This is a genomic window from Bacteroides sp. (assembly GCA_036351255.1).
Taxonomy (GTDB): domain Bacteria; phylum Bacteroidota; class Bacteroidia; order Bacteroidales; family UBA7960; genus UBA7960.
The window spans coordinates 1-2,101 of sequence record JAZBOS010000043.1; the positions used below are offsets into that span (position 1 = coordinate 1).

2 protein-coding genes are annotated in these 2,101 nt (G+C 48.4%); both read right to left on the bottom strand.

Annotated features, from left to right (window positions below):
• Nucleotides 1–777 (bottom strand): hypothetical protein (locus tag V2I46_03795; protein ID MEE4176613.1); only part of this gene is annotated, 777 nt, incomplete at its 3' end.
• Entirely contained in the window at nucleotides 770–1,927 is a 1,158-nt protein-coding gene (locus V2I46_03800) for a glycosyltransferase (GenBank protein ID MEE4176614.1), read from the bottom strand. The genes V2I46_03800 and V2I46_03795, both read right to left, overlap by 8 nt.
• Nucleotides 1,928–2,101: the final 174 nt, after the last annotated feature.

Consider the following 2,101-nt stretch of genomic DNA (forward strand, 5'->3'; position numbering starts at 1 on the left):
CATCGCTAAAAGCAATGCCAGGGACCGGCCGCCCTGTTTTTCTGCAGTGATAGCCCACATGACCAACATGAGCGCACCCAACCCCAGGGCAGCAGAGACCTGGTTGGGGCCAAAACCACCGCTGGTAATAAAAACGGACTCGGTTCCGAAATTAATTTCTGTTGCAGTGAGGGTGCTATAAGCGGCCAGGGTCAGAACCCCAAGGATGGGATAGACCATGGGCCAAACCCAATCCTGCAATTCGGATACTTTTATTTTGAACTGCTGGAAGAACAAAAGGCATACACTCACAGCCAGGGGGCCGGATAAATTGAAGCTGATGAGCGCTCGACTGCGCTCATTCAAGCCAAAGGCATCCACTGTGAGCAAAATTGAGGGGGCGAGGAAAATAAAAAATAGGATGGGGACACCAACGCCCTTGATTTTGCGCTTTTTCAACAATGCCAGGATCAAGATGGCGATGGTGGCGTATTTTCCAAACTCCCAAAAAACACCCGCTCGAGTCATGCGCCATAAAACTTCTGCCCCGGTGATATAGGCGACAACCGGGACGACGTCTTTGATATCCTCCGCAGTGATCGCCTTCCATGCACCGATTACAAAAACAATCAGTGCATGCAGGGTTGCAAGAAGTGTAATACTGCGCATTGCTAAGGCTAATGCCACATGCAAGGCTATCAACAGAATAATTTTCAAGGTTGGGCTCATTGGTCCAAACTTAGAATAAGTTTTACTTCTGGAGATATTTGAGTAAGGTGAATTTTGCGGTTTATCCATGGTTTAGGTTAATCTGCCAAAATCTGTGAAACATTCTCCATACATCCGAAAGATAGTGTTCGTAAGTGAAACGGGTGGCTGCCTTCTGGCCATTTTGACTGGCACCCTGCCAGGCTGTGACGTTCTGAGTATACTGTAAAATCGCCTGGATGTAAGCTTCGATATCGTCGGAGTGAATGGCCATCCCTGCCCCAGTTTCTTCCAATATTTGCGGAATACTCGACACGGTACTAGCCAAGGGGACCACGCCATAGGCCATCGCTTCGCTGAGTACCTTTGGCCAGCCTTCTGAGGAAGATGGAAAGATTAAAAAATGAGCAGTTTGGTAATATTTTCCAAGAGTGCTCATCGGTTGCCATCCTGTGAACATTACCTTGTGATCCAATCCCTGTAGTTGAACGAAACTTTCAAACTCGGACCGTTCAGAGCCGCCACCAACCAGGGTTAATTGAAAATCAACCCCGATTTCATGAAGTCTTTTTACAATTTGAAGCACCCTATGAACTCCTTTGGCTCGACTCAAGCGGCCAACGAAGAGCAATTGTAGGGGGTAAGCAAGATTTTTATCCTTACTTTTTTCTCTTGCCTTAATCAATTCAATTTCTGAAAAGGAGGGGTTATGAAAAGTAAGGACATGTTCTGGTTGCCCTTTCCATTTGCCATTAATGGTGACCACGCCTTTATGATGATTTTTGTTCACAAACCAACGTTGGAATTTATAAGAAGAGGCTTGACCTTTGTAACTTTCCCAGTTTCCCGCATATTTCACCCAGGTCGGTTTGCCCTTTGCCCATAACCTCGCCGCTAAAAGCCCCACCAGGCTGATGCCGGCAGGGCAGCGGATGTGGAGGGCATCGGCGGCCTGCATCTCCGCTTTCATGGCAAACAACCAAAGGGGTATTCGAGCTAGAATGCTCAACTTTTCCCATAGAGAATTGCCGCCAGCCGATCTGACCGGGTGAAGTTGAAAATTGGGGGCTTGATAAGGCAGGGAGCTCCCAGGTGGGGGACCTGGGTGCAACGGCGCCAGGTGCACAATTTGATCAAATAGCGTTGCCAGCTGGTCAATCTCCCGCACGGTGGAGCCCCAGCCAACAATTTGTTCCCCTTGTTCATAATGGGGGGTGTGGGAAATGATCAATAATTTCATGGTTTTCCCTGGTTCACCTGCGTGAGGATTTCCTCAAATACTGCAACATAACGCGCGCCCACCTTTTCCCAGGTTTGATGGGTTTTCGCATTCTCATAGGCTTGGGCTTCCAGTTTTTTGCGTCCCTCAGGATCGTTGATCAGGTTCAGGATGGCTTGTGCTGTTTGTTGCGGA

What these genes read in the sequence shown, in the direction of transcription:
- V2I46_03800 (MEE4176614.1), bottom strand. Translation starts at nt 1,927, where the DNA reads ATGAAATTATTGATCATTTCCCACACCCCCCATTATGAACAAGGGGAA.